Source organism: Streptomyces sp. P9-2B-2 (genome assembly GCF_030406865.1).
GTDB lineage: Bacteria > Actinomycetota > Actinomycetes > Streptomycetales > Streptomycetaceae > Streptomyces > Streptomyces platensis.
This window is the reverse complement of sequence record NZ_CP129126.1, coordinates 3,270,953-3,295,002: the sequence shown is the minus strand read 5'-3', so window position 1 is coordinate 3,295,002 and position 24,050 is coordinate 3,270,953. Positions and strand designations below refer to the sequence as shown.

The window sequence follows — 24,050 nt, the reverse complement described above, 5'->3', positions numbered from 1 at the left end:
GATCAGGCCGCCTGCCCCACGAGCTCGTAGCCGGCCTCGTCGACGGCCGCGCGGACGGCTTCCTCGTCCAGCGGGGCCTTCGACGTGACGGTCACCAGGCCGGTGGCCGCGACCGCCTGCACCGAGCCGACCCCGGCGATCTCGCCGATCTCGGCCGACACCGCACCCTCGCAGTGGCCGCAGGTCATGCCGGTGACGCGGTAGGTCGTGGTCACCGCCCCGACCTCGACATCGGTGCCGCCGGAGTGGCAGGAGCCTTCCGGGGTGCAGCAGGAGCTGTTCTCAGCCATGGGGACTCTCCTTGTGGTGCTGATGCGTTCCGTGTGGTGCAAGTGTCGGAGTGCCGAAGCGTGCCATGCGAGACCCCGGCAACCGCCACTGCCCCCGACCTTAAGCAGCTTATACCCCTAGGGGGTATCAATCCAAGCCGTCGGCGCTCCCCCACGCCTGAACGGCGCGGGGGGACCCCCATCCGCGTTGCCGTGCGCCCCACCACGCGTCAGCCTTGGGATACGGGCTCGGGGGCGGATCCGAGGAGGCGGCCGGATGGACGTAGATGCCCTCTACGGCCTGCTCGTGCTCACCACGCTGCCGCCGCTGGTCCCCAACTCCGCCCTGCTGGTCTCCGTCGGCGTGCTCGCCTCCCGCGGCGAACTGTTCCTCCCGCTGATCCTGCTGATCGTCGCCGGCAGCGCACTGCTCGGAGACCTGCTGATGTACCTGGCCGCGCGGCGGTTCGGCGGACCCGTACGGGACTGGATGCGGCGCAACCCCCGCCGCCGGGCACTACTGGACTGGACCTCCGGCCGGATCCAGCGCTACGGACTGCCGTTCGTGATCGCCGTACGGTTCCTGCCCAGCGGGCGGATCGCCGGCGCACTGGCCTCCGGCGTGCTGCGCTACCCGCTCCGCAAATACGCCCTCGGCGCCGGCATCGCCGAAGCCACCTGGGCCACCTACTCCGTCGGCCTCGGCTACCTCGGCACCGCCACCACCGGCCGCCCCCTGTACGCCGCCGCCATCGGCTTCGGCGTCTCCTGTGCGGTCGCCGCGGTCGGCGCCGCCATCCAATGGGCCGCCCGCCGCCGCGCCCTGCGCGAACCCTCGGAGAGCGGCGGCGAAGGCGAGGGCGGCGGCGCCCGCGACGGGGACGGCGAGGACCCCGGCGGACGGGCGTCCTCGGTGGCGGCTACATGAGGGGTTGACGGGTGGGCGGGGCCGCGGCGACGACCCCGCGCGTCCTCACGCCCCCGGACCGGCGCCGACCGCCGGGGCCCGGACGTCCGCCACGGCCACCGGCTCGCCGGTGCGCCGCGAGCGCTCGCACGCCTCGGCGACATAGAGCGCCTCCAGCGCCTCCGCCGGTGAACACGGGCTCGGTGTCCGGCCCGCCGCGACCTCGGCGAAGACGCCCAGCTCGGTGACGTAGGCGTCGTGGAAGCGCTCCATGAACGTGGCGTACGGATCGGCCGCCCGCCGCCACGACAGCGTCGCCTCGGCGGACGGCAGCGGCGCCCGGTCGTCGAGCCCGACGAAGCGGGCCCCCTCGGAGCCGCACACCTCCAGCCGGACGTCATGGCCCGCGCCGTTGTAGCGGGTCGCCGTCACGGTGGCCAGGGTGTCGTCGTCGAAGCGCAGCAGCGCCGCGCAGGTGTCGACATCGTCGCCGTCCGCGAAGAAGGACGCCCCGCGGTTGGCGCCCTGCGCGTAGACCGAGACCACCTCGCGGCCGGTGAGCCAGCGCAGGATGTCGAAGTCGTGGATGCTGCAATCCCGGAACAGCCCGCCGGAGGTGGGGATGTAGCCGGCGGGCGGCGGCGTCCGGTCGCTGGTGCAGGCGCGCAGGGTGTGCAGCCAGCCCAGCTCACCGGAGCGCAGCGCCTCGCGGGCGGCGCGATAGCCCGCGTCGAAGCGCCGCTGGAATCCGATCTGCACGGGCACGGTGCCGGCCTGCGCCCGCTCCACCACCCCGACCGTGCCGGGCACGTCCAGGGCGACCGGCTTCTCACAGAACACCGGCACCCCCGCGTCCAGCGCCTGCTGGATCAGCGGGGCGTGCGCGCTGGTCGCGGCGGTGATCACCACGCCGTCCAGACCGTCCGCGTACATCTCCTCGATGCCCGCGGCGGCGCGTACGCCGAGGGTGTCCGCCAACGCGGCGGCCCGCGCGGCGTCCAGGTCCGCGACGACGACGTCGGTGACGCCCGGGACGCTCCGGAGGGTGGTGGCGTGGAACGCGCCGATGCGCCCGGTGCCGATCAGACCGATCTTCATGCCTCGGGTCCTTTCCGGGGAGGGGAGAGGAAGGGGGCCGCCTACGGGGAGGGAGGGGGCGGAGTAGTGGCGGGCGGCGGACCGGCCTGGTGTGGCGCGGGGGGTTGGTGATTGGAACGGTCCAATGAGCCGCGGTACCCGCACCCTGCATGTCCTGATGTCCGCATGTCAACCACCTTGCAGGGTGGCATGGTTGTGCGTTGACGCCGACCTGCGCCGATGGAAGGATTTCGTCCATGGAACGGTCCAACGGGCGCCTCGACGAGCGGGCCGATGAGCAAGCCGACGAGCGAGCCGGGGGGCGGGCCGCCGAGCGGACGGGTACGGGTGGTGCGGACCGGCCGCCCACGATCCGCGGCGTAGCCGAGCGCGCGGGCGTCTCGAAATCGCTGGTCTCGCTGGTGCTTCAGGGCTCACCACGGGTCAGCGACACCAAGCGGCAGGCCGTTCTGGACGCCATCGAGGAGCTGGGCTACCGGCCGAACGCCGCCGCCCGCAGCCTGGTGGCGCGCCGTACGCACACCGTCGGAGTGCTGCTGAACGATATGCGCAACCCCTGGTTCGTCGAGGTGCTCGACGGGCTGAACTCGCTGCTTCAGGCGCACGGGCTGCGGATGCTGATGGCCGACGGGCGGCTGGACCGCCGTGCCGGCCAGGACTTCGCCCGCACCTTTCAGGAGCTGCGGGTCGACGGCCTCGTCGTCGTCGGCACCCTCCCGGACACCGACGGCCTCGCCGAGGTCGCCGCGCGGCTGCCGACCGTCATCGCGGGCAACCACGAACCCCGGCTGCCGCATACCGACCTCGTCGCCAACGACGACGAGCGCGGCGCCCGGCTCGCCACCGAGCACCTCATCGGTCTCGGCCACCGGCGGATCGCCCATATCGCCGGTCAGGGCCTGGTCGGTGAGCTGCGACGGCGGGGCTTCGAGTCGGCGATGCGCGCCCACGGCCTGGCCGAGAGCGCCGTCGTGACCAGCGGCGACGGCACCGAGGAAGGCGGCTACCGCGCCGCCGTCCGGCTCCTCACCCCACCGTCCGCCGCCGCACGCCCCGGTGCCCGGCCGCCGGCCGCCCAACGCCCCACCGCTGTCTTCGCGTTCAACGACATCTCCGGTGTCGGTGCGCTGTCCGCGGCCCAGGAACTGGGCCTGCGCATACCCGCCGACCTCTCCCTCGTCGGCTACGACAACACCTATCTCGCCCGCATCCGCCACCTCTGGCTCAACTCGGTGAACAACGCCAGCCACGAGGTCGGCCGACGCGCGGCGCGCTGCCTCCTGGACCGTATGGAGCGCCCCGACGCCCCGGCCGGGCAGCAACTCGTCGCCCCGGAACTGGAGATCAGGGGCTCGACGGCGGCGCCCCCGCCCGACTGACCCGCGGCGGCCGGGTGCGTCCGGCCGCAATGCGCCCCGGGCCCCGGTGCCGCCCGGGGCGCCGGAGCCGGGGCCGGTCCGGTGGCTCAGCGCCGGCCGCGTTGGCCCGGCCGCTGCGCCACCCACCTTCTGACGGTGTCGGCGAACCAGTAGGGTTTCCCGCCCTCCACCAGATCCGGTTCGGGCAGCAACCCGTGCTTGCGGTAGGAGCGGACGGTGTCCGGCTGCACCTGGATGTGCGCGGCGATCTCCTTGTACGACCAGAGCTTGCGGTCGGTCATCTCTGCCACCTCCTGAGTGCCGTACGCAGGGACGGCCCGGAGAGCCGGCAGGGGGCTGGGTACGGCCTGGTGATCACTCACCCTGTGCCTGGACAACGACACCGAGTAACCATCGGGGAGGGGCTGTTGAACGGCTGTGACGTAAGGCGCGCGTAACGGTGACAGCGGTGACGCGGGGCGGACGGCTGTAACGGGGGCGGGACGATCAGAGGCCAGGGCGGGACGCTCCGTACGGGGCGGGGGCGGGGTGTTGAGGGACGGGGCTCCCGGACGGGTCGGGGCTCCGGACGGGGCGGGGCCGTGGGCGCGGCCCCGGCGCCGTGGGCGTACAGCCGCGTGGCGTGGGCGTACAGCCGTGTGGCGGGCCGGTCCCCGGCTGGGGAACCGGCCCGCCACAAGGGAGTTGCCGACGGTCGGAAGCGGATCAGGCGTGGTACAGCGCGTACCAGGTCTTCTTGCCGACCTTGCCGTCAGCGGTCAGATGGTGCCGGGACTGGAACTTCTTCACCGCGGCCCGGGTCTTGGGGCCGAAGTACCCGGTCACGTCTCCCCAGGGGAGATAGCGGCGGTTCGCCAGCAGGCACTGCGCCTGCGAGACGCGGTCGCCGCGCTGACCGTAGACGGTGAGAGCGTTGCCGTTGTAGTAGGCGCAGGCGGCCAGGGTGTCGGCCCGTCCGCCGGCCGGAGCGTCCGCGGACGCCGGGCCGGTGAGCAGTCCCGCGGTCAGCAGGCCCGCGGTGGCGGTGAGGACGGCCGTGCGCCGGACGGTTCGGCTGAGTGCGTTGGTTTTCACGAATTCCACCGTTTCCCCCGTTGGATGTGATTCCACCCGCTGTGACGCCGGGAACGCGGTCCGTGGTTCCCGGCGTTTCCGAGTGACGTGGCGAACGGCCGGTGGCCTGGCGGTTCCGGTCCGCCGCAGCGGACGGGATCCGGCCCGCCGCCCTGCCGGATCCCGTCCGCCGCCCCGTCAGTTCGTGGCCGGTGCGGGCTCCGCCGCCTTCCGCAGCTCGTGCTCCAGATCCTCCAGCGCCAGCCCCTTCGTCTCCGGTGCGTACCGCCGGCAGAACACCAGGGACAGCACGCACATCACGCCGAAGAGCCAGAAGGTGGTGCCGGCACCGACCGCGTCGAGCAGCAGCGGAAAGGCCAGCGCCACCGCGAAGTTGACCAGCCACATCATGAACACCGCGGCGCCCATGGCCAGTCCACGCACCCTGAGCGGGAACATCTCGGCCAGCAGCAGCCAGACCCCGGTGTTGAGCGTGGCCTGCATGAACGCCATGTAGAGGACCATCAGGCCCAGGACCAGGATGCTGACCGCGGGGGAGTGCGGGAGGTGGAAGGCGGCCCCGAGCAGGGCGAGCGAGACGGTCATCCCGGCCAGGCCGGTCAGCAGCAGGGGCCGCCGGCCGACCCGGTCGATCAGGGCCATCCCGAGCGCGGTGGCGAGCACCGAGATCACACCGATCGCGATGGTGGCGGTGATCGAGGCACCGGTGCCCAGGCCCGTCGACGCCAGGATCTTCGGCGCGAAATACACCACGGCGTTGACGCCGGTGATCTGCTGCACGGCCGCCAGCCCGATACCGACCAGCAACAACCGCCGTATCCATGGGGTGCGCAGCTGCTGCCAGCCACCGCGCCGGGCGTCGGCCTCCAGGCTGCGGGCGTGATCGATCCGGGCCAGCTCGGCGGGCACGTCCCCGGTGAGCAGCGTACGGCGCAGCACCCGGGCCGCGTCGTCCTGCCGCCCCTTGCTGATGTACCAGCGCGGGGTGTCCGGCAGGAAGAACAGCCCGACGAACAGCGCCACGGCGGGCAGCGCCGCCAGGCCCAGCATCCAGCGCCAGGCCCCCCACTGCGCCAGGAAGGCATTGATGAGATAGGCGAGCAACTGGCCGCTGACGATCATCAGCGAATTGAACGAGACCAGCCGGCCCCGGATGTGCGGGGGCGCGATCTCGGAGAGATAGAGCGGGGTGATGACCGACGCGCTGCCGACGGCGAGGCCGAGAACAAACCGCGCCACGGTCATGAACGGCACATCCGGGGCGAGCGCCACGGCCAGTGCCCCGCCGATGAACACGGCGCCCGCCCACAGCAGCGAGTTGCGCCGGCCGAGCGCATCGGACATCCGCCCGCCGATCAGCGAGCCGAAGGCCGCGCCGATCAGCAGCGCGCTGGTGATGATGCCCTCGCCCAGGGACGTGAGGCCGAAGTGGCCCTCCATGAACGGGAGCGCGCCGGATATCACCCCGGTGTCGTAACCGAACAGGGCGCCGCCGAGTGCGGCGACGGCGGCGATGCCCACGATGAAGCGCCTGGCGCGGCGGGCCCGCACGCTCTCACACGGGCCGTCGACCGCCAACTGGCTGGTGGGGGCCGCCATCATCAGCCCCGGCTCGCGGGACGGGCGACCACCCCGGCGCCAGGAGCGGGGAATTGGCGCGGGGGGAGGGGAAACGGGAGGGGTGGTGCGGCGTGCATGGGATGGGGCCCTTTCGGTGGCTCGGGGCGTGGGCGCGCCGGCCCGGTGGCTCGGGGGTGGGCGCGGCGGCCCGGTGGAACGGGGATGGGCGCGATGGCCCGGTGGGCGGGGAGGGGCGTGACCCGGGGGAGGGGCGGCCGACCGCCTCACCGATACAGCGCAGGCCGCTCGACGAGTTCGACCGTGACCCGCTCGCCCGTCGTCTGGGCGCGTACCCCCGCCTCGCACACCGCCGCCGCGGCATAGCCGTCCCAGCAGCTGGGGCCCTCGATCTCGCCGCGCCGGGTGGCGTTCACCCAGCGCTGCACCTGCCGGTCGTAGGCCTCCTCGAAGCGCTCCACGAAACCGGGGGTGATCGCACCGCCCCAGCGGCCCGCGGTGTTGCTGAACACCCCGTGGTCGTCACCGATCCTGGCCGTGCCGCCCTCGCAGACCGCCTCACAGCTGACCTGATAGCCGAAGCCGCAGTTGACGAACAGCTCGGTGTCCACGACCTGGCCGCCCGCCGTCTCGAAGAGGACCAGCTGGGGGTCGCTGAGGCCCTCCGGGGCGTTGTCGGTGGGGGCCGGGCGCAGCACCCGCACCGCGGTGATCTCCTGGTCCAGCAGCCAGCGGGTCACATCGATCTCATGCACCAGCGAGTCGTTGACCATCATGGCGTTGGTGAAGCCGGGCGGGGAGCCGGGGTTGCGGTGCTTGTTGTGCAGCATCAGCGGACGGCCGTAAGTGCCCTGGTCCAGAAGGGACTTGAGGGTGCGGTAGTCGGCGTCGTAGCGGCGCATGAACCCGACCTGGACCCGGCGGTGCCCCAGTGCCTGTTCGGCCTCCAGCACCCGCAGCGCGGAGGCGGCGTCCGGCGTCAGCGGCTTCTCGCACAGCACGGGCAGATCCCGCGCGAAGGCGTCCAGCAGCGCCGCCTCGTGCGCGGGCCCCGGCGAGGCGATCAGTACGGCGTCCACCCCGGGGTCGTCCATGGCGGCGGCCGGGTCGGTGTAGGCGGTGCACCCTTCGATGCCGTCGGCGAGGTGCTTGACCCGCGCCGCGTCGATGTCGACCACCGCCGCCACCCGGGCGCCGCTGATCACCTCGTTGATCCGGCGTACGTGGTCGGCGCCCATCCGGCCGGTACCGATGACCGCCACACCCAGCGTTTCGTGCGAAGTCATGTCGTCCACAAGTCCTTACGTACTACGTAGTGTCAGGGATACCCTGGGCACGGAACTGATTACGCTCCGTAATCGTTGCCGGGGTAAGAGGAGGAGGCGTCGCGAGGCGGGCGGCTGACGCGCCGACGGCTCACGCGCCGCACGAGCGCAGGAAGCGCCGGGTGCGTTCGGCGATGGGGAAGGGCTGGTCGGGCGGGCAGGGGTACATGTCCTGCTCGACGATGGCGAAGAGGTCGATGTTCAGCTCCTGCGCGGCCTCCAGAACGGGCGGCAGCGCCGGTACGCCGAGCGGCGGTTCGCACATCACGCCCTGCTTGACCGCGGGCCCGAACGGCGTGCCCTTGGCGACGACATCGCCGAGGATGTCCGGGTCGACCTGCTTGAGGTGGAGGTAGCCGATCCGCTCGCCGTAGGTGCGGATCAGCTTGACGCTGTCGCCGCCGCAGTAGGCGTAATGGCCGGTGTCCAGGCAGAGGTTGACCAGGCTGGAGTCGGTCGCGTGCAGGAACCGTTCGACATGTTCCTCGGTGTCGATATGGGTGTCGGCGTGCGGGTGCACGACGATGTCCAGCCCGAACTCGTCGCGCACCTGCTTGCCCAGCCGCTCCATGCCGGTGGTCAGCTGCTTCCACTGCTCCGTGGTCAGCTCGCGCGGCTCGATCTCCTCGGCGGTCTTGTCGTCGCGCCAGAAGGAGGGGATGACGACGAGGTGCCGCGCGCCCATGGCCTGGGTGAGGGTGGCGACCTCGGAGACGTGCGCCCAGGTCTTGTCCCATACGGACGGGCCGTGGTGCAGCGAGGTGAAGATCGTGCCGGCCGAGACCCGCAGGCTGCGGCGGGCGATCTCGTCGTGCAGGACGGCGGGGTCGGTGGGCAGGTAGCCGTACGGGCCGAGTTCGATCCACTCGTAGCCCGCCTCGGTGACCTCGTCCAGGAAGCGCTGCCAGGGGACCTGCTGGTCGTCGTCGGGGAACCAGACTCCCCATGAGTCGGGTGCGGAACCGACGCGGATGCGGTCCAGGACGGGCTGGGCGGCATGGGGAACGGGCATGCTGCGGCTCTCCTCTCGCCGGTCGGCGGTGACCGGGAGGCGCTGGGGCGGGTTGTGGGGCACAGCCTCTCTGTCGCCCCGGGGAGTGTCAAGACTTCGTCCTGACATAAGGACTTAAGGACTTTGTGGGGTGGGGGTGGGCCGCCTGTCGTGGGTGCGAGGTGCGGGGCGGGGCGCATGTGGGGCGTGGGGGTGGTGGCATGGCTGGATGGGGGCTGGCGGTGATGCGGCTGGGTGTGGGGCTGGTGGCGGCGCGCCTGGGCGTGATGGTCGTGGTGACGCGCCTGGGGTGAGGGGTTGCTTGTTGTGGCTGCCCCTTTGTGGCCTGTTCAATGTTCTCCCTGACGTCAGTATGTAAGGACAAATTGTTGACAGGGTCTGGCTCTCCCCGTTAGACCTTTCCTCGGAGCCGAACCCGCCGAACCCGCCGCGACGGGTGACCCGAAGGGGCGCACATGACCCAGCCGTACGACCTGATCACCATGGGCCGCATCGGAGTCGACATCTACCCGTTGCAGACCGGGGTGCCGCTGGCGCAGGTCGAGACCTTCGGGAAGTTCCTCGGTGGCTCCGCCACCAATGTCGCGGTGGCCGCCGCCCGGCTCGGGCGCCGCAGTGCGGTCATCAGCCGTACCGGCCGCGACCCGTTCGGCGACTACGTCCACCAGGCGCTGCGTGACTTCGGGGTGGACGACCGCTGGGTGACCGCCGTTGACGCCTACCCGACGCCGGTCACCTTCTGCGAGATCTTTCCGCCGGATGACTTCCCGCTCTACTTCTACCGTCGGCCGAAGGCCCCTGACCTGGTCATCCGGCCCGAGGAACTGGATCAGGACGCCATCGCGGCGGCCCGGATCTTCTGGATCACCGGCACGGGGCTGTGCGAGGAGCCCAGCCGCAGCGCCACCCTTGCCGCGCTGGAGGCCCGCGCCAAGGTGGGCACCACCGTCTTCGACCTCGACTGGCGGCCTATGTTCTGGGGCGGTGAGGGCGGCGCCTCCGGGGACGGCGGGGCGACCGGGGCCGCGGCGAGGGCCACCGCCCGGCCGTATTACGAAGCGGCGCTGCGGCACGTCACCGTGGCGGTCGGCAATGTGGATGAGGCCGAGGTCGCCACCGGGCTGCGCGAGCCCAAGGCCTGCGCCGAGGCGCTGCTGGACATGGGCGTCGAACTCGCCGTCATCAAACAGGGCCCCAAGGGGGTGCTCGCCGTCCACCGCGACGGCCGCACCGCCGAGGTCCCGCCCACCCCCGTCGAGGTCGTCAACGGCCTGGGCGCCGGCGATTCGTTCGGCGGGGCGCTGTGCCACGGGCTGCTCGCCGGCTGGGAGCTGGCGCCGATGATGCGCTACGCCAACGCCGCGGGCGCCATCGTCGCCTCCCGCCTCGCCTGCTCCTCCGCGATGCCGACGGCCGACGAGGTCGACGCGTTCCTGGCCGGGCGGTGAGCGTCGTGGCCAGGCCCCCGATAACCCCCACGCCCGGCCCCCGCCCCGTCCGCCGCACCCCCTCCACCTGTGTACTCAAGAAGGTGAGTTGAGCCTTGACTCCTCGGATCAGTGACCTTGCGATGTTGCGGGCCCGGCATCCTGAAGCTGTCGCGGAGGCCGCCGCCCGTCGTGCCCGTCGGCCGCTGCTCGGTGACAGCGGGCGGCTGATGATCGTCGCCGCTGATCACCCGGCCCGTGGCGCGCTGGCCGTCGGTGACCGGCAGCTCGCCATGGCCAACCGCTTCGACCTGCTGGAGCGTCTGGTGCTGGCGCTGTCGCGGCCGGGTGTGGACGGGGTGCTGGCCACCGCCGACATACTGGAGGACCTGCTGCTGATCGGCGCCCTCGACGGCAAGGTCGTGATGGGTTCCATGAACCGCGGCGGGCTGGCGGGTGCCTCGTTCGAGATGGACGACCGGTTCACCGGCCACCGGCCCGAGGACCTCGCCCGGCTCCGTTTCGACGCCGGCAAACTGCTGCTGCGCATCGACTACCGCGACCCCGGTTCGCTGTCCACCCTGGAGGCCACCGCCCGCGCCATCGACGCGATGGCCGAGCGGCAGCTGCCCGTCTTCGTCGAGCCGTTCCTCTCCTCCCGGGCGGACGGCACGGTCCGCAACGACCTGAGCCCCGAAGCCGTCACCCGCTCCGTGGCCATCGCCTCCGGACTCGGCGGCACCTCCGCCTACACCTGGCTCAAACTGCCGGTCACCGACGACCCCGACGCCATGGCCCGGGTCTGCGAGACCACCACCCTGCCGACCGTGCTGCTCGGCGGCGATGTCGGCAGCACCGTGCAGGACCAGGAAGCCGCCTACGAGAAGTGGCGCAAGGCGCTGCGGCTGCCGACCGTGCAGGGCCTGGTCGTCGGCCGCTCCCTGCTCTACCCCGCCGACGGGGATGTCGCGGCCGCCGTGGACACCGCCGTGGGCCTGCTGTGAACGCCGCGTATTCCGCAGGAGACTCGATATATGAGCACTGAATTCCATCTGGGGGCCGGAGCCGCGGCAGCGGGCCCGTACGCCCTGGACATCGACCCGGAGCGGGCCGGCTGGGGCTACTCCTCGCTGCGTGTCCTGGAGCTGCCGCCCGGTGCCCACCACTCCTTCGCCACCGGCGACAGCGAATGGATCGTGCTGCCGCTGTCCGGCGGCTGCACGGTGCTGACCGACGACGGCGAGACCTTCGAACTGACCGGCCGGGAGAGCGTGTTCAGCGGGGTCACGGACTTCGCCTACGTCCCGCGCGACGCGCACGTCCGGATCGAGGCCGGGTCCGGTGGCCGCTTCGCGCTCACCGGCGCCCGCTGCGAGAACCGCCTGCCGGCCCGTTACGGCCCGGCGTCCGGCGTCCCCGTGGAGCTGCGCGGCACCGGCAACTGCTCCCGCCAGGTCAACAACTTCGGCGCGGCGGGCACCTTCGCGTGCGACCGGCTGATCGCGGTGGAGGTGCTCACCCCCGGCGGCAACTGGTCCTCGTACCCGCCGCACAAGCACGACGAGTGCCGCCCCGGTGAGGAGTCCGAGCTGGAGGAGATCTACTACTTCGAGATCGAGTCCGCGCACGGTACGGACGGCGTCGGATACCAGCGCGTGAGCCCCTCGGGGCAGGGCCGCGGCACCGATGTCCTGGCGGAGGTCCGCAGCGGGGACGCCGTCCTGATCCCCGACGGCTGGCACGGGCCGTCCATCGCCGCGCCCGGCCACGCCATGTACTACCTGAACGTGATGGCCGGCCCGGGGGAGACCCGTGAGTGGCTGATCTGCGATCACCCCGATCACGGCTGGATCCGCGGCACCTGGCCCGAGCAGCCCGTCGACCCCCGCCTCCCCCTCTACGAAGCGCCCGCAGGAGCCGCCCGATGAACGTTCCGACGACGCGCCGGCTCACGGTCGCGCAGGCCCTGGTCGAGTTCCTCGCCCACCAGTACACCGAGCGGGACGGCCGCCGGCACCGCCTGATCAGCGCCTGCTGGGGCATCTTCGGCCACGGCAATGTCGCCGGTCTCGGCCAGGCCCTGCTGGAGTCCGGGGCCGCGTCCCACCAGGGGGAGACCCCCGGACCCCCGGCGCTCCCGTACCTCCAGGGCCGCAACGAACAGGCCATGGTGCATGCCGCGGTCGGCTACGCCCGGCAGTGCGACCGGCTCTCCGCGCACGCCGTCACCACCTCCATCGGCCCCGGCGCCACCAACCTCGTCACCGGCGCCGCGCTCGCCACCGTCAACCGCCTGCCGGTCCTGCTGCTGCCCGGCGACACCTTCGCCACCCGGCCCGCCGACCCGGTGCTCCAGCAGCTGGAGGTGCCGCACGCGGGCGATGTGTCGGTCAATGACGCGCTGCGCCCGGTCTCCCGCTACTTCGACCGGGTCACCCGGCCCGAGGCGCTGATCCCGGCCGCCCTCCAGGCGATGCGGGTGCTCGCCGACCCCGTCGACACCGGTGCGGTGACCCTCGCGCTGCCGCAGGACGTGCAGGCCGAGGCGTACGACTGGCCGGAGGAGTTCTTCGCCGACCGGGTCTGGCGCGTCACCCGGCCGCTCCCCGACGCCGATGCCCTCGCGGCGGCCGTCGCGGCGATCCGCGGTGCCCGCCGGCCACTGCTGATCGCGGGCGGCGGGGTGCACCACTCCGAGGCCGAGGACGCGCTGTGCGCCTTCGCCGACGCCACCGGCATCCCGGTCGCGTCCACCCAGGCCGGCAAGGGCTCGCTGCGGTACGACCACCCCGCCGACATCGGCGGTATCGGTCACACCGGCACCGCCACCGCCGACGCCCTCGCCCGCGAGGCCGATCTGGTCATCGGTGTCGGCACCCGCTACACCGACTTCACCACCGCCTCCGCGACCCTGTTCGCCGCGCCCGGGGTGCGCTTCCTGAACCTCAACATCGCCCCGTTCGACGCCCATAAGCTCGGCGCCGCCTCGCTCGTCGCCGATGCCCGCGCCGGACTCGAAGCGCTCACCAAGGAGCTGTCCGGGCACCGCGTCGACGCGGCGTACGAGGCCGCCTACGGGGCGGACAAGGCGGCCTGGGAGCGGCGGGTGGACGCCGCGTTCGGCGCCGCGGACGACTCCGTACGGCCCTCCCAGACGCAGGTGCTCGGGGCACTGGACGCCCTCGTCGACGACACCGACATCATCCTCAACGCGGCCGGTTCCCTCCCCGGTGACCTGCACAAACTGTGGCGCGCCCGGTCCCGCCGGCAGTACCACCTGGAGTACGGGTACTCCTGCATGGGCTACGAGATCCCCGCCGCGATCGGCGTGCGGATGGCCGCCCCCGGCCGGCCGGTGTGGGCGCTGGTCGGCGACGGTACGTATCTGATGAACCCCACCGAAATCGTCACCGCGGTCCAGGAGGGCATCCCCATCACCCTCGTCCTCATCCAGAACCACGGCTACGCCTCGATCGGCGGGCTGTCCCAGGCGACCGGCGGTGAGCGGTTCGGCACCGACTACCGCTTCCGCGCCGCGGACGGCACGTACACCGGCGCGCCGCTGCCCGTCGATCTGGCGGCCAACGCCGCCTCGCTCGGTATGCGGGTGCTGCGCGCGGCCACCGTCGGTGAGCTGCGCGCCGCGCTCGCCGAGGCGCGTGGCGCGAACCGGCCCACATGTGTCTACGTCGAGACCGAAACGGCTGACACTGTGCCGGGCGCGCCGGAGGCGCAGGCCTGGTGGGATGTTCCTGTTGCCGAGACCGCGACACGTCCGGCGGCGGTGGCCGCACGCGAGGCGTACGACCGGCACGCCGCCGGACGGCGCCGCCACCTCTGACTCCCGCTCGAAGTCGTCACCCAGAAAGGCCCCTCGCATGAAGACCCTCAGCCACTGGATCGGCGGCAAGCCCGTCGAGGGCGTCTCCGGCAACTTCGGCCCGGTCTACAACCCGGCCACCGGCGCCCAGGAGAAGCAGGTCGCCTTCGCCTCGGCCGACGAGGTGGACGCGGCCGTCCGCGCGGCCAAGGAAGCCTTCCGGACCTGGGGCAGCAGCTCCCTGGCCAAGCGCACCTCGGTGCTGTTCAAGTACCGCGAGCTGCTCGACGCGCACCGCGAGGAGATCGCGCAGCTGATCACCGCCGAGCACGGCAAGGTGCACTCCGACGCGCTCGGCGAGGTCGCCCGCGGTCTGGAGATCGTGGAGCTGGCCTGCGGTATCCCCGAGAAGCTCAAGGGCGAGCTGTCCACCCAGGTCTCCACCCGGGTCGATGTCTCCTCGATCCGCCAGTCGCTCGGTGTGGTCGCCGGCATCACGCCGTTCAACTTCCCGGCGATGGTGCCGATGTGGATGTTCCCGCTGGCCATCGCCTGCGGTAACACCTTCGTCCTCAAGCCGAGCGAGAAGGTACCGAGCGCCGCCCTCAAGCTCGCCGAGCTGGCCGCCGAGGCGGGGCTGCCCGACGGTGTACTCAATGTCGTCAACGGCGACAAGGTGGCCGTCGACGCGATCCTGGCGCACCCGGACATCGCCGCGGTCTCCTTCGTCGGCTCCACCCCCATCGCCCGCTACATCCACACCACCGGCACCGCCAACGGCAAGCGGGTGCAGGCGCTGGGCGGCGCCAAGAACCACATGCTGGTCCTGCCGGACGCCGACCTGGACCTGGCCGCGGACTCCGCGATCAACGCCGCGTACGGTTCGGCCGGTGAGCGCTGCATGGCGATCTCCGTCGTGGTGGCCGTCGGCGAGACCGCCGACCCGCTGATCGGCAAGATCAAGGAGCGCGCCGACAAGCTGCGGATCGGCCCCGGCGACGACCCGGCCTCCGAGATGGGCCCGCTGATCACCAAGGTCCACCGCGACAAGGTCGCCTCGTACGTCACGGGTGCCGCGGCCCAGGGCGCCGATGTCGTCATCGACGGCAGCGGCTACACCGTCGAGGGCTACGAGGACGGCCACTGGATGGGGGTCTCCCTCCTGGACAACGTCACGCCCGAGATGGACGCCTACCGCGACGAGATCTTCGGCCCGGTGCTGTCCGTGGTCCGCGTCGAGACCTACGACGAGGCCATCGCCCTGATGAACAGCTCGCCGTGGGGCAACGGCACCGCGATCTTCACCCGGGACGGCGGCGCGGCCCGCCGCTTCCAGATGGAGGTCGAGGCCGGCATGGTCGGCGTGAACGTGCCGATCCCGGTGCCGGTCGGCTACCACTCCTTCGGTGGCTGGAAGGACTCGCTCTTCGGCGACCACCACATCTACGGCAACGACGGCGTGCACTTCTACACCCGCGGCAAGGTCGTCACCACCCGCTGGCCGGACCCGTCCGACGGTGGCATCAACCTGGGCTTCCCCAGCAACCACTGAGGACGTCCAGACGGACCCCCGGCCGGACCCCCGCCGGCCGGGGGTCCGGCATGTGCGGGCGATGGTGGTGTCCCCGGCCTGCCGGTGCGTTGTTACCGTGCTTCCTCGCGCAGCACGGACACAACGGGGGATGAGATGCAACAATCCATGGCGCTCGCCAAGGGCGCCCGTATCACCGGCGGGATTTTCTGCCTGCTGTTCTTCCTTTTCTTCGCCACCTGGATCGTCGTCGACCTCAGCCAGTTCGGCCTGGACGGCGTCTGGGAGAACTGGACCTACCAGAACGACGGCGGACTGAACCAGGTCACCACCCCGTTCCATTTCGGGCTGGCCCTGGTGCTGTTGGCGGCGGTCTTCACGGCGTTCGCGGGGCAGCGGGTGGCCGGCGGGCTGCTGGCCGTCGCCACCACCCTGACCTTCGGCACCGTGCTGCAGGCCCTCGTCAGCGTCGGCAGCCACACCAGCGACGACCGCTGGTTCCGGCATGCCGAAACGAGCACCGACACCTTCGACGGCGTCTTCCTGAGCAGCCTGGGGATGTTCCCGCTGTGTCTGGTCGCGGGCATCGTGCTGCTCGCCGGGATGCGTTCCTGGCCGCGCCAGAAGCCCAGTGACCCGCCGATGCGCCCGGTCAGGACGGCCGGTGTGGTGGCCGGTCTGATCCTCGGCGCGATGGTGCTGCTCCTCCTGGTCTGGCACGGCTACATGCTGGTGGAGGGCGGCAGCGAATTCTTCGCCATGTTCTACTTCGGCAAGGGCGGCGGTCTCGGCGCGTTGCTGGGAATGGCCTCCGGCTGGTCCGCCGTGTTCTTCCTCGTGCTGACCGCGCCGGCCGCGCTCAGCAGCCTGATGCGCGGCCCCGCGGCCCGCGGGCTGGCCATCGGGCTGTCGGTGGTGTCGCTGCCCGGCGCCCTGCTCGCGGTGATCGGAATGGCCGTCAACGGCAACCTGTTCGAGCTGTCCGGCGCCGTGCCGGGCATGGACTTCATCAACCGTCTCCAGCTGGCGCTGGACCTGTTCGGCTCGGTGGCCCTGCTGTTCCTGATGGGCCGCGGTGAGCCGGTCGCCGCCGCCTGGTATCCGCCGTCCCAGGCCCCGCAGTTCGCCGCCCCCGGCTTCGTACCGCCGCCCGGCCCGATGGCCCCGCCGGTCTGGCAGCCGCCCGCCGGGCAGGTGCCCCCGGTCAGCGGTCCGCCGATGCCGGCGCCCGGTGTCCCGCCGATGCCGGCGCCCGGTGTCCCGCCGATGCCGCCGCCCGGCGTCCCGCCGATGCAGCCCGGCACTCCGCCGCACCCGCAGGGCGGGTTCGGACCGCCGCAGTACTGACCCCGGGCTGCCGGTCCCGGCGGCCCGCCCGCGGAAAACAACTGGGGGCGGCCGCCCGCAGGTTGATACGGTGCGACGGCACGCGCCCGGAGCGCGATCACCGCCGGACGAGGGAGGTTGATGAATATGGCCCGCCAGACGCCTCATCAGCATGCCCTTGTCCGGGCCGCCGCCTGAGCGGGACGCCTGAGCGTCCGATGTCCTGAGCGCGGCCCGGTCGTCGACGAACGACCAGGAGTGACGCGTGTCTTCTTCTTTCCTTTCCTCCGATTCCTCCGATTCCTCCGATTCCGCTGATTCCCGTGATGCCGCGGCCTCCCCCGGCTCCCCGGACTCCGCCTTCGCGCTGAACGGTGCGGAACTGCGCACCGCCCGGCTGCTGCTGCGGCCCTGGACCGACGGTGAGCTCGCCGCCGTGCTCGACGGGACGCGGCAGCCGCACTGGGCGGCGGACTTCCCCGCCGACGTTGACCAGGTCATCGCCGGCTTCACCGCCGATAACCCCGACGCCCGTGGCGTGTACGGCCAGCGGCAGATCCTCGAACGGGACGGCGGCGCGGTGGTCGGCGCCATCGGGCTGTTCTGGCCGCCGCGCGACGGGGCGCTGGAGTTGGGCTACGGCGTCGTGCCGTCCCGGCAGGGTCGCGGCTATGCCACCGAGGCCGCCCGCGCCATGGCGGCGTTCGCGTGCACGGCGCCGGGTGTGCGCACGGTGTGCGCGGACGTGGAGCTGTCGAACCCGGCGTCCGGCCGGGTCCTGGAGAAGGCCGGGCTGGTGCGCTGGAGCAGCGATGACCGGCTCGCGCGCTACCGGCTGACGGTGCCGGAACCGGCCGCCGGCTAGTCCCCGTACGGCACGCCGCCGGGGCTCGTCCCACGGGCCCCGGCGGCATGCCCGGTGCGGAAAGGGCAGGTGGGGGCACGGCTGTGTGGCCGGGAGGTGAACCGTTGTTTACTGCCGGTTTATGACCCCTTTGTGCAGGATGGCACGTGCCTGGCAACTGTCCTGTGGCTTAAGGCATCTGAGGAAGGATCAGTCGTGCGTTTACCTCTTGCCCCGCTACCGGTCGCGATGCCCGCTTCGCCGGCTCCCCGGGGTTGAGCGCCTTGGCACCCGCTTCCCAGGCACCCGCGCCGCCGCGCCTGCCGCCGGCGCCCCCCACGGAGCCCGAGCCGCGGCGCCGCCCGCCGCCGTGGCTGCGCCCCACCATCCGGATACGGCTGACGCTGCTCTACGGCGGCATGTTCCTGGTGGCCGGGGTCGTCCTGCTCACGCTCATCTACATCCTGGTGGCCCAGACCCTCGCGGAGGGCACCCCGGAGTTCCGGATTTTCGGCACCGACCTCCGGGTGGGCATTGTCGGTTGTCCCGGTCTGTCGTCGCTCGGCACGGTCGGCGAGATCAACGCGGCGATCAGCGACTGCCTCCACGGCCAGCGTGCAGGGGCGCTGCACAGCTTCCTGAACCACTCGCTGACTGCTCTGCTCGGCCTGACGGTGGTGGCGTTCGCTTTTGGTTATGCGATGGCGGGGCGGGTGTTGTCGCCGTTGGGGCGGATTACGCGGACGGCGCAGCGGGTGGCGGGTTCGGATCTGCATCGTCGGATCGAGTTGGGGGGTCCGGATGATGAGTTGAAGGAGTTGGCGGACACGTTCGATCAGATGCTGGACCGGTTGGACCGGGCGTTTGAGTCGCAGCGGCGGTTTGTGGCGAATGCGTCGCATGAGTTGCGGACGCCGTTGGCGATCAATCGGACGTTGCTGGAGGTGCAGCTGGCGGATCCGGCGGCGTCGCCGGAGCTGGCGCAGTTGGGCAAGACGCTGTTGGCGACGAATGAGCGCAGTGAGCAGTTGGTGGAGGGGCTGTTGCTGCTGGCGCGGAGTGAGAACCGGGTGGTGGACAAGAAGCCGGTGGATGTGTCGGAGGTGGCGGCGCAGGCGGTGGATCAGACGCGGGAGGAGGCGCATGCCAAGGGGTGGTGTTGCGTGGGGCGCGTCAGCAGGTGTTTGTGCAGGGCAACGGGGTGTTGCTGGAGCGGATCGCGTTGAATCTGGTGCAGAACGCGGTGCGGTACAACGTGCCGGAGGGGGGCTGGGTGGAGGTGGTGACGGAGCCGCAGCCGGGGTGTGCGGTGTTGGTGGTGGCCAATACGGGGCCGGTGGTGCCGGCGTATGAGGTGGAGAATCTTTTTGAGCCGTTCCGGCGGCTGCGGACCGAGCGCACGGGCAGTGACAAGGGTGTGGGTCTGGGGTTGTCGATCGTGCGGTCGGTGGTGCGGGCGCACGACGGGAGCATCACGGCGCAGCCGCGGGAGGGCGGCGGGCTGATCATGCGGGTCGTCCTGCCGAGGTAGGCGGCCCTGCCCGGCACGGGCGCGCACCGCCGCCTCGGCCGGTCCCGGCGGGCCCCTGGCGGCCCCGCCCCGGTACAGCATCCGCGGTACGGGAGGGCGCACCCTACTCCCCAGGGAGGCTGCCGGGTTCCGCCCGGGGTACCGGCCGCCCGGTCCGGGTCCTCCCTAGGATTCACGGTATGGATCTCCGAGGTATCCGATTGCGCGGCCGGCGCTGGTACGCCGCCGCGGGCGCGCTGGCCGTCCTCATAGGAGGCGGCACCTGGGCGGCCGCCTCCTCGGACGCCGCGCCCGCCGTGCACCGTACGGACCGGCTGATGACGATGCCGGACAAGCCCGGCAGCGCGAAGAAGGTGCGGATCGACACCTCCTACTTCACCGCGGGGGGCGGCTCCGGGCGGCGGCCCGCGGTGCTGCTCGCTCACGGCTTCGGCGCCAGCAAGGCCAACCTCCGCCCCCAGGCCGAGCAGCTGGCCCGGGACGGTTACGCCGTGCTGACCTGGTCGGCGCGCGGCTTCGGGAAGTCCACCGGCAGGATCGGCCTGAACGCCGCGGAGGGTGAGGTCGCCGACGTCCGCCGGCTGATCGACTGGCTGGCCGAGCGCCCCGAGGTGCAGCTCGACAAGGTCGGCGACCCCCGGGTGGGGGTGGCCGGCGGCTCCTACGGCGGGGCGATCTCGCTGCTGGCGGCCGGCCACGACCGGCGGGTCGACGCCATCGCCCCGCAGATCACCTACTGGAACCTCGCCGACGCCCTCTTCCCGCACGGTGTGTTCAAGAAGCTGTGGGCCGGGATCTTCTTCACCACCGGCTCGGCCGGCACCGCCACCGGCTCGCCGGGGCCCGCGCCCACCACGTCCGGGGGCTGCGGGCGGTTCGAGCCCGAGCTGTGCCGGATGTACCAGCGGGTCGCCGTCCACGGCCGGCCGGACGACGCCGCCCGGAAGCTCCTGGCGGATCGCAGCCCGTCCGCCGTCGGCGACCGCATCAAGGTGCCGACCCTGATCATGCAGGGCCAGACCGACTCGCTGTTCCCGCTCGACCAGTCCGACGCCCTCTACAAGAAGCTCCGCGAGAACGGGGCACCGGTCGGCGTCGACTGGATCTCCGGCGGGCACGACGGCGGCGACCGGGAGGCCGCCCGCCTGGAGGCGCGGACGAAGACCTGGTTCGACCGCTATCTCAAGGGCGACAAGCACGCCGACACCGGGCCCGGGTTCCGTATCAGCCGCAGCGGGGGAGTGGACTCCACCAACGGCGCGGTGCGGCTGCGCGGCGCGCACGCGGACCGCTACGCCGGACTGGACCACGACCCGCGCCGGATCCGGCTGGCCGGCCGCACCCAGACCTTCAGCAACCCGCCCGGTGCCGGACCGCCGGCGATCTCCGCGGTGCCCGGCGTCGGCGCGCTCGGCAACCTCTCCTCGCTCGGCGCCGGCGGTCTGTCGCTGGACTTCTCCGGCCAGTACGCCCGCTTCGAATCGGCGCCGCTGCGCACCTCCGTCCATCTCACCGGCAGCCCCACCGCCACCGTCCATGTCCGCTCCGACAGACCGGACGCGGTGTTCTTCGCCAAGGTCTACGACGTCGGCCCGGACGGCCGCCGCCAGGTGCTGCCGTCCCAGCTCGTCACGCCGTACCGGATCAAGGACGCCGGCGAGGGCCGGACCGTGCGGCTCCGGATGCCCGCCGTCGACCATGACTTCGCGGCCGGCCACCGGATGCGGCTGGTGCTCTCCGCCACCGACCTGGGCTATGCCTCCCCAGCCGAACCCGCCACCTACACCGTCTCCCTGAAGGGCGATGCCCTCGACGTGCCCACCGCGCCCGAGGTGCGCAGCGCCGCCGCCCCGCTGCCCGCCTGGACCTGGGAGCTGCCGGCCGCTGCCGCGGTGGTGGCCGCGCTGCTGCTGCTCACCGCCCGCCGCCGGACCTCGGCGCCCGCGCCCGACGAGGCGCTCGCCGAGGTCCCGCTGGAGATCGGCGGGCTGAGCAAGCGGTACGCCAAGTCCACCGACAGGTATGCCGTACGGGAGCTGTCCTTCCGCGTCGAGAAGGGGCAGGTGCTGGGGCTGCTCGGGCCCAACGGCGCCGGCAAGACCACCACTCTGCGGATGCTGATGGGGCTGATCACGCCGGACGAGGGCGAGATCAGGATCTTCGGGCACGCCGTCCGGCCGGGCGCCCCGGTGCTGTCGCGGGTCGGCGCGTTCGTGGAGGGTCCCGGATTCCTGCCGCATCTGTCCGGCCGCGCCAACCTCGACCTCTACTGGGAGGCCACCGGCCGGCCCGCCGCCGACGCACACCTCGACGAGGCGCTGGAGATCGCCGGTCTCGGCGACGCCCTCCAGCGTGCCGTGCGCACCTACTCCCAGGGCATGCGCCAGCGCCTCGCTCTGGCCCAGGCCATGCTCGGCCTGCCCGATCTGCTGATCCTCGACGAGCCGACGAACGGGCTCGACCCGCCGCAGATCCGGGAGATGCGGGACGTGATGATCCGCTACGCCGCGGCCGGCCGCACCGTCATCGTCTCCAGCCATCTGCTGTCCGAGGTCGAGCAGAGCTGTACGCATCTGGTCGTCATGGACCGCGGCCGGCTGGTGCAGGCAGGTCCGGTCGCCGAGATCGTCGGCTCCGGCGACACCCTGCTGGTCGGGGTCGCGGAGGAAGTCGACGACGCCGTGGTGGAGAAGGTGGCCGCGCTGCCGGGTGTCGCCTCCGCCGTACGCGCCGAGGGCGGCCTGCTGGTACGGCTGGACGGCGCCGACACGCCCCAACTGCTCACCGAACTCCTCCGGCTGGGGGTGCCGGTGGACCGCGTCGGCCCGCACCGACGCCTGGAGGACGCCTTCCTCACCCTGATCGGAGGGGACCGATGACCGCGACCCCCATGGCGCGGGCGGCGGGCTACCGTCCGCGCCGCACCCTCCCGCTGCGCGTCGAGGCCCGCCGCCAGCTGCGGCGCCGCCGCACGCTGGTGAGCGCCGCCATCCTGACGGCGCTGCCGTTCGTGCTGGTCGCGGCGTTCGCGATCGGCGGCGACCCGGCCGGCCGGGGCAACGGCCGGATCACCCTGATGGACACCGCCACCGCGTCCGGCGGCAACTTCGCCGCCACCGCGCTCTTCGTCTCCGCGGGCTTTCTGCTGGTGGTGCCGGTGGCGCTGTTCTGCGGTGACACGGTCGCGTCGGAGGCGAGCTGGGCCTCGCTGCGCTATCTGCTCGCCGCGCCGGTCCCGCGGGCCCGGCTGCTGCTGAGCAAGCTCACCGTGGGGCTGCTGTTCAGCGCCGCCGCGATGCTGCTGCTGCCGCTGGTGGCGCTGGGTGTGGGCAGCGCCGCGTACGGCTGGGGCCCGCTGCAACTGCCCACCGGCGGCGCGCTGTCCGCGGGCGAGGCGGTGCCGCGGCTGGCCGTCGTGGTCGGCTATGTCTTCGTCAGCCAGCTGGTCACCGCGGCCCTGGCGTTCTGGCTGTCGACGGTGACCGACGCGCCGCTGGGCGCGGTCGGCGGCGCCGTCGGGCTGACCATCGTCGGCAATGTCCTCGACCAGGTCACCGCCCTGGGCACCTGGCGGAACGTGCTGCCCGCGCACTGGCAGTACTCCTGGGCGGACGCCCTCCAGCCCCGGATGGAGTGGTCCGGGATGATCCAGGGCTCGGCGGTCTCGGTGGCGTACGCCCTGGTGCTGTGCGCGCTGGCGTTCCGGGGGTTCGCGCGCAAGGACGTGGTGTCCTAGGGCGGGGACGGGGCGGCGGGACGGCGGGGCCGGGTGGGCGTGACGGTGGCCGCCCACCGCGGCGTCCGCCCCCGGGCCCGCCCCGTCAGGCCGTCGGCCCCTGCATGTGCGCGCTGACCCAGCGCATCGTGCCCTCGCCCAGGCCCCGTACGTAGGTGGCCGCGCTGTGGGTGCCGTCCGGCACTATCTGGAGGCGGGTGTGCAGCGGGCCGTGCCCGTATTGCGCGAGGAACTTCCGCACCTTCGGCAGCACCGTGTTCTCCCGGGAGCCGTCCTGGAAGGCGAGGTAGACGTCCGGTCCGCCGCGTGCCATCAGCCGGCGGGCCAGCACCTCCGGGTTGTTCTCCCGCTCCTCGCGGGCGTGGCCGTTCCACAGCGGTGAGTCGGGCACGATGTCCGGCCCGTTGGGTATCGCCACCTTGAACGTGTCCGGGTTCTGGAGCACGTTCTTCAGCGCCGCGAAGCCGCCCGACGAGGAGCCCATGACCGCCCAGGCGTCGCGTGTTTTGAGGGTGCGGAAGTTCTGTCGTACGAGGTCGGGCACGTCCTGGCTGAGCCAGGTGCCGATCTTCGGTTGGCCCGGTATGTCGCTGCCGTCGTAGTACTGCTTGTCGTCGGGGTTGAGCACCGGCATGACGACGATGAACGGCAGGCTGCTGCCGTTCTTCGACCAGCGGGCGAGGTTCTCCTGGAGCTTGAGGTCGGCGCCCTTCCAGTAGTTGACGGGGTAGCCGTACGAGCCGGGCAGCGCCTCCATCACCGGGAAGCCCTTGTGCGCGTTCCGCTTCTCGTAGTACTCCGGCGGGGCCCAGACCCAGACCTTCCCGGTGAAGCCCGACTTCGGGCCGTGCAGGGTGGTCACGCCGATCGGGGTGTTCCCGCCCGCCCCGCCGACCCGGCTCTCCTCGTCGAAGCTGATCGGCCGGGTGGGCCACTGCACCAGCGACCGCTTCCCGGGCGGGCCGGCGTGGACCGCGGCGTCGGCCTGGGTGCTTGCGAACCGGACGGGGGCGGCCTGGGAGGCGCTGGTGCCGCAGCCGGCCGTGGCGGCGAGGACGGTCAGGGCGATCAGTGCGATCACCGGGCGGAACAGGGCTCTGTGCACGGGTCTTTCTCCTTGCCGGACACCCGGGACTTGTCCCGGCTGGGGAGCAAGAGGGCGGCGGCCAGGCCCCCGGTTTCCTCACCGGGGT

General features: G+C 72.2%; 19 protein-coding genes and 1 pseudogene. 12 read left to right on the top strand and 8 right to left on the bottom strand.

Translation table 11 applies throughout. The annotated features are described in order from the left end of the window. Positions 1-2: 2 nt before the first annotated feature. Positions 3-290 carry a heavy-metal-associated domain-containing protein gene (locus tag QT196_RS14360; RefSeq protein WP_168479193.1) on the bottom strand — a complete coding sequence of 96 codons (288 nt, stop codon included), beginning with the start codon at positions 288-290 and terminating at the stop codon, positions 3-5. Between the two features lie 256 nt (positions 291-546). Here QT196_RS14360 and QT196_RS14355 point away from each other — a divergent pair, with 256 nt between their 5' ends. Continuing rightward, the gene (locus tag QT196_RS14355; RefSeq protein WP_168479192.1) at positions 547-1,197 is read left to right on the top strand and encodes a VTT domain-containing protein; all 651 of its coding nucleotides are present in this window, start codon (positions 547-549) and stop codon (positions 1,195-1,197) included. Positions 1,198-1,242: 45 nt separating this feature from the next. Here the strand turns inward: QT196_RS14355 and QT196_RS14350 are convergent, their stop codons facing one another. Beyond that, a complete protein-coding gene (locus QT196_RS14350) occupies positions 1,243-2,274 on the bottom strand; it encodes a Gfo/Idh/MocA family oxidoreductase (RefSeq protein WP_168479191.1) in 1,032 nt (343 codons plus the stop codon). A gap of 236 nt (positions 2,275-2,510) precedes the next feature. Between QT196_RS14350 and QT196_RS14345 the strand changes: the two genes are divergently transcribed. Beyond that, a complete protein-coding gene (locus tag QT196_RS14345) occupies positions 2,511-3,653 on the top strand; it encodes a LacI family DNA-binding transcriptional regulator (protein WP_168479190.1) in 1,143 nt (380 codons plus the stop codon). An 86-nt stretch (positions 3,654-3,739) separates the two neighbouring features. Here the strand turns inward: QT196_RS14345 and QT196_RS14340 are convergent, their stop codons facing one another. From QT196_RS14340 to QT196_RS14320, 5 genes are all read right to left on the bottom strand, one after another. Next, positions 3,740-3,934, bottom strand: coding sequence for a MerR family transcriptional regulator (locus QT196_RS14340; protein ID WP_018093041.1), 195 nt, complete (start codon positions 3,932-3,934; stop codon positions 3,740-3,742). A gap of 424 nt (positions 3,935-4,358) precedes the next feature. Further along, a complete protein-coding gene (locus QT196_RS14335) occupies positions 4,359-4,727 on the bottom strand; it encodes a peptidoglycan-binding domain-containing protein (RefSeq protein WP_248001143.1) in 369 nt (122 codons plus the stop codon). A gap of 177 nt (positions 4,728-4,904) precedes the next feature. Then, the gene (locus QT196_RS14330) at positions 4,905-6,326 is read right to left on the bottom strand and encodes a sugar porter family MFS transporter (RefSeq protein WP_290356652.1); all 1,422 of its coding nucleotides are present in this window, start codon (positions 6,324-6,326) and stop codon (positions 4,905-4,907) included. Positions 6,327-6,571: 245 nt separating this feature from the next. After that, the gene (locus QT196_RS14325; RefSeq protein ID WP_290355017.1) at positions 6,572-7,591 is read right to left on the bottom strand and encodes a Gfo/Idh/MocA family oxidoreductase; all 1,020 of its coding nucleotides are present in this window, start codon (positions 7,589-7,591) and stop codon (positions 6,572-6,574) included. A 130-nt stretch (positions 7,592-7,721) separates the two neighbouring features. Next, positions 7,722-8,642, bottom strand: coding sequence for a sugar phosphate isomerase/epimerase (locus QT196_RS14320; RefSeq protein ID WP_168479187.1), 921 nt, complete (start codon positions 8,640-8,642; stop codon positions 7,722-7,724). Between the two features lie 455 nt (positions 8,643-9,097). Here QT196_RS14320 and iolC point away from each other — a divergent pair, with 455 nt between their 5' ends. The 10 genes and pseudogenes from iolC to QT196_RS14270 all read left to right on the top strand — a co-directional run bounded on the left by iolC (position 9,098) and on the right by QT196_RS14270 (position 22,857). Further along, entirely contained in the window at positions 9,098-10,090 is a 993-nt protein-coding gene (gene iolC, locus QT196_RS14315; RefSeq protein WP_168479186.1) for a 5-dehydro-2-deoxygluconokinase, read from the top strand. A 95-nt stretch (positions 10,091-10,185) separates the two neighbouring features. Next, entirely contained in the window at positions 10,186-11,073 is an 888-nt protein-coding gene (locus tag QT196_RS14310; protein ID WP_167536097.1) for a deoxyribose-phosphate aldolase, read from the top strand. Between the two features lie 30 nt (positions 11,074-11,103). Continuing rightward, the gene (gene iolB, locus QT196_RS14305; protein ID WP_290355016.1) at positions 11,104-11,997 is read left to right on the top strand and encodes a 5-deoxy-glucuronate isomerase; all 894 of its coding nucleotides are present in this window, start codon (positions 11,104-11,106) and stop codon (positions 11,995-11,997) included. Next, the gene (gene iolD, locus QT196_RS14300) at positions 11,994-13,910 is read left to right on the top strand and encodes a 3D-(3,5/4)-trihydroxycyclohexane-1,2-dione acylhydrolase (decyclizing) (RefSeq protein ID WP_168479184.1); all 1,917 of its coding nucleotides are present in this window, start codon (positions 11,994-11,996) and stop codon (positions 13,908-13,910) included. Before iolB ends, iolD begins: the two co-directional genes overlap by 4 nt. Positions 13,911-13,947: 37 nt before the next feature. After that, the gene (locus QT196_RS14295; RefSeq protein ID WP_168479183.1) at positions 13,948-15,441 is read left to right on the top strand and encodes a CoA-acylating methylmalonate-semialdehyde dehydrogenase; all 1,494 of its coding nucleotides are present in this window, start codon (positions 13,948-13,950) and stop codon (positions 15,439-15,441) included. Positions 15,442-15,576: 135 nt separating this feature from the next. Continuing rightward, positions 15,577-16,767 (top strand): hypothetical protein, encoded by a 1,191-nt coding sequence (locus QT196_RS14290; protein ID WP_290355015.1) that lies wholly within the window; start codon positions 15,577-15,579, stop codon positions 16,765-16,767. Between the two features lie 346 nt (positions 16,768-17,113). Beyond that, positions 17,114-17,611, top strand: a complete 498-nt coding sequence (locus QT196_RS14285) for a GNAT family N-acetyltransferase (RefSeq protein ID WP_290356651.1) — start codon at positions 17,114-17,116, stop codon at positions 17,609-17,611. A 398-nt stretch (positions 17,612-18,009) separates the two neighbouring features. Further along, a pseudogene (locus QT196_RS14280) lies at positions 18,010-19,121 on the top strand (HAMP domain-containing sensor histidine kinase). Between the two features lie 179 nt (positions 19,122-19,300). Beyond that, entirely contained in the window at positions 19,301-22,000 is a 2,700-nt protein-coding gene (locus tag QT196_RS14275) for an alpha/beta fold hydrolase (protein WP_290355014.1), read from the top strand. Next, on the top strand, positions 21,997-22,857 hold the full coding sequence (locus tag QT196_RS14270) for an ABC transporter permease (protein ID WP_290355013.1): 861 nt from the start codon (positions 21,997-21,999) through the stop codon (positions 22,855-22,857). Before QT196_RS14275 ends, QT196_RS14270 begins: the two co-directional genes overlap by 4 nt. 85 nt (positions 22,858-22,942) lie before the next feature. On the opposite strand, the gene QT196_RS14265 is transcribed toward QT196_RS14270, so the two are convergent. Then, positions 22,943-23,962 carry an alpha/beta hydrolase-fold protein gene (locus tag QT196_RS14265; RefSeq protein WP_290355012.1) on the bottom strand — a complete coding sequence of 340 codons (1,020 nt, stop codon included), beginning with the start codon at positions 23,960-23,962 and terminating at the stop codon, positions 22,943-22,945. Positions 23,963-24,050 lie beyond the last annotated feature (88 nt).